At 63.0% G+C, this 3,673-nt stretch carries 3 protein-coding genes; all 3 read right to left on the bottom strand.

Features of this window, described 5'->3' with window-relative positions; all coding sequences use genetic code 11:
* Window positions 1–58: 58 nt before the first annotated feature.
* The 3 genes from SH809_16605 to SH809_16595 all read right to left on the bottom strand — a co-directional run bounded on the left by SH809_16605 (window position 59) and on the right by SH809_16595 (window position 3,564).
* Complete coding sequence (locus SH809_16605; protein MDZ4701335.1) at window positions 59–598, bottom strand: transposase; 540 nt, start codon at window positions 596–598, stop codon at window positions 59–61.
* Window positions 599–782: 184 nt separating this feature from the next.
* Window positions 783–2,597 carry an ABC transporter ATP-binding protein gene (locus SH809_16600; GenBank protein ID MDZ4701334.1) on the bottom strand — a complete coding sequence of 605 codons (1,815 nt, stop codon included), beginning with the start codon at window positions 2,595–2,597 and terminating at the stop codon, window positions 783–785.
* On the bottom strand, window positions 2,575–3,564 hold the full coding sequence (locus SH809_16595; protein ID MDZ4701333.1) for a ribonuclease Z: 990 nt from the start codon (window positions 3,562–3,564) through the stop codon (window positions 2,575–2,577). The genes SH809_16600 and SH809_16595 overlap by 23 nt, the downstream gene beginning before the upstream one ends.
* Window positions 3,565–3,673: the final 109 nt, after the last annotated feature.

The following is a 3,673-nucleotide window of genomic DNA, read 5'->3' as shown; positions in this document are numbered from 1 at the left end:
CCGGCGTCACATGCCGGCGTCACATGCCGGCGTCACATGCCGGCGTCACATGCCGGCGTCACATGCCGGCGTCACATGCCGGCGTCACATGCCGGCGTCTCGACCCCCAATCCTCCGCGTAATACCCCAGCCGCACATACGCCCGGAAGCTCGAGTGCGGCCAATCGATCGCCCGATCCACATACCCATGTTTGACCGGGTTTATGTGGATGTAGTCGAGGTGATTTTCGTAGTCCCGCTCGTCGCGGATCACATGGTCCCAATACCGGTGCTGCCAGATAGCCCGCATCTTCTTCGATCGCCGGCGCCGGGTCATCAGGCAGCGGTCCTCGATGTTCGCTCGCTTCGAAAACCAGGTTTTGATGAGGCGCCATCGGTTTGAGAAGTCGTCGTCGTGGCGAGGGAGGGTCCACAGGCAGTGGAGATGGTTCGGCAGCACGACGATGGCCTCCTGCCGGAAGGGGTAGTTTGATTTAACGGCTTTAAACGCCTGCATCAGCAGCGAGACGTTTTCATCGATCAGAATGGGGCGGCGGCGTTCGGTGACGACGGTGAAGAAGTAGGTCCCGCCAGGGACGAGGAGGCGTCGGATGTACATGGTTGGCCAGGGAATGGTAGGGGAAAACTGGCCTGGGACGGTCGATGTGGGGGGAGGTGCCCGAAACTATAAACATGGGGGTGACGGGATACGGGGGATACGCCGGGATACGGGAGATACGCCGGGATACGGGGGATACGCCGGGATACGCCGGGTTACGGTCCCTGGCGGGACCTAACCCGGCCTACGCGGCGGCGCGTTCCTGCTCTTTGTACTGCAATTCGTACAACTTCCGGTACAACCCGTTGAGCGCCAGCAATTCCTGGTGGCTTCCGCTTTCGCGGAGCTGTCCATGGTGCATCACGAGGATACAATCGGCATCCTGGATCGTGGAGAGCCGGTGGGCGATGACGAGGGAGGAGCGGCCCTGGAGGAGCGTTTCGAGGGCGGACTGGATGAGGTGTTCGGACTCCGTATCGATGCTCGATGTCGCTTCATCGAGCACGAGGATCGCCGGGTCGTAGACGAGGGCGCGCACAAAACTCAACAGCTGCCGCTGGCCGTGGCTGAGCGAGGCGCCGCGCTCGCGGACGTCGTGCTGGTACCCGTCTGCCAGCCGCTCGATGAAGGTGTCGGCGCCGATCGACCGGGCGGCGGCCTGGACGACTTCGAGGGGGATGTCGGGGTTTTCGAGGGTTATGTTGCGCTCGATCGAGCCCGAGAACAAGAAGACATCCTGCAACACAAGGCCGATGTGCCGGCGTAGCTCCGCCAGCCGCATCGTCGCGATATCCACCCCATCCACCAGAATCTGGCCTCTCTGGATGTCGTAGAACCGGAGCAGCAGGTTGATGATGGTCGTCTTGCCGGCGCCTGTCGCCCCGACGATCGCCACCGTCTGACCGGGCTCGACGGTGAACGAGACATCCTTCAAGATCCAGTTCGGCTCCTTTCCGTCCTCGATCTCCCTGTCGTACGTGAACCAGACGTTTCGGAACTCGATGCGGCCCTTGAACCGGCTCATCGCCACCGGCTCGGCGACCTCGCGGATGGAGTCGTCCTCGTCCAGCACTCCGAAGATCCGTTCCGCGCCGGCCATCGCGCTCTGGAGCGTATTGTACTGGTCGGACAAATTCCGGATCGGCTCGAAGAACTGCCGGGCGTACTGGATGAAGGCGATCAGCACGCCCAGCGTCAGCACGTCGCCCATCGCCCGCATCCCCCCGAACCAGATGATGAGGCCGAGGGCGACCGAGGCGAGGATGTCCACCGCCGGCCAGAAGAGCGCGAAGTAGAAGATCGTTTTGATCTGCGCCGTCCGGTGCTCGTCGTTGATCACCTCGAACCGCCGCATCTCTTCCTTCTCCCGGTTGAAGAGCTGCACGATGCTCATACCGGTGATGTGCTCCTGGAGGAATGAGTACAGCCGTGACACCTGCTTCCGCGTTTCGCGGTACTGATCCCGCACCTTCTCTCGAAACCACGACATCACCCAGAGCATCAGCGGCAGGACGGCGAGGGTCACGAGCGCCAGCACCCAGTTCAGCGAGAACATGAACGCGGCGATAAAAATGATGTGGAACAGATCGCCCAGGATGGTGACGATGCCGGCCGAGAGTACGTCGCTCAGCGACTCGACGTCGCTCGTCGTGCGGGTGATGAGCCGGCCGATGGGGGTGCGGTCGAAGAACCGGAGGGATTGCCGCTGGATGTGCCGGTAGACGCGGGTGCGGACGTCGTAGATGGCCTGCTGCCCGATCCACTGGGTGAGGTAGCTGTTCACGAACGACAACACGCTCTCGCCCAGGAGTACGGCCATGAGGATAAAAATCATCCGCTGGAGCCCATCCATGTCGCCGGCGACGACGTGCTCGTCGATCGCGATCTGGACGAGCTTCGGGCGGAGCGGCCCGAGGAAAGCGGCGACCATCACCAGCACAAACGCCAGCGCGACCCATCCTTTGTAAGGCTTCAGAAAGGTGATGATGCGCCGGAACAGCTTGCCGTCCAGGCCGGGAGGCTTTTTGTCTTCGTCGCTATTCGGGTCGTTCTGGGACAACGGAACTCCAGGGGATAGTCGCGGGAATATTGGCGTCGGGCGGCGCCACGGAATAGCGCTTTAATTCCTCAGCCGCCTCGGTGTTCTGAAAGACGGTGCGAGCCTCTTCCAGCAGGGCGCGCAGGTCCGCGCCGTCATAGCGGGCGCTGAAATGGCCGAGTAATAACTGACGCGCGCCGGCTTCGCGGGCCACGCCGGCGGCCTCGAGCGCCGTGGCGTGCCTGGTTTCCCGGGCGCGGTCTACGTCGCTCTGGCGGAAGGTGGCCTCATGATACATCAGATCCGCCTGTTCCGCCAGCGCCATGCCGCCGTCGCAGGGCTGGGTGTCGGTGACGTAGGCGAACGAGGCGCCGGGGCGTGCGGGGCCGACGACATCGGCGGGGGCCACGATGCGCCCATCGGCCGTGACGACTGATTCGCCGGATTTCAACCGCTTAAAATCCACCCCCGGGACGACGCCCAGAGCACGCGAGAGGTCGGCGTCGAGCGTTCCCGGACGCGCCTTTTCCTGAAACCGGAAGCCGGCCGTGAAAAGACTATGGGACAGGGGGCGGGCCTCGACGCGGTACTCGGGCGTTTCGAGGACAACGGCGTGCGACAGGTCGGGCGGGAGTTCGATGTATTCGATCGAGTAGGGGACGCCGCGTCCGCTCGTCGGCTGCATGAACGCCGTCAACGCGGCCTGAAGACCCACCGGACCGACGATGCGCAGCGTCCGGTCGTGTTCGAGGAGAGCCAGGGTAGAGAGTAATCCGGGCAACCCGAAGACGTGGTCGCCATGCAGATGGGTGATGAAGATCGCCTCGATCCGAGGCCGTTTCAGGCCCGCCCGCACGAGCTGCAACTGCGTCCCCTCCCCACAATCAAACAAAAACACATGGCCCTCCCGAACGAGCGCGGTCGATGAAAAATGCCGGTCGAGGGTCGGCAGCGCCGAAGCGACACCGAGCGGGACAATGGAGAACATGGGGTTGGTTACAGGTTGGCAAGTTGCAGGTTGGCAAGTTGCAGGTTGGCAAGTTGCAGGTTGGCAAGTTGCAGGTTGGCAAGTTGCAGGTTGGCAAGTTGCAGGTTGG

Source organism: Rhodothermales bacterium (genome assembly GCA_034439735.1).
In the GTDB taxonomy this organism is placed as follows: domain Bacteria; phylum Bacteroidota; class Rhodothermia; order Rhodothermales; family JAHQVL01; genus JAWKNW01.
Note: the sequence above shows the minus strand (reverse complement) of the source record. Positions and strands in the feature narration are given on the sequence as shown.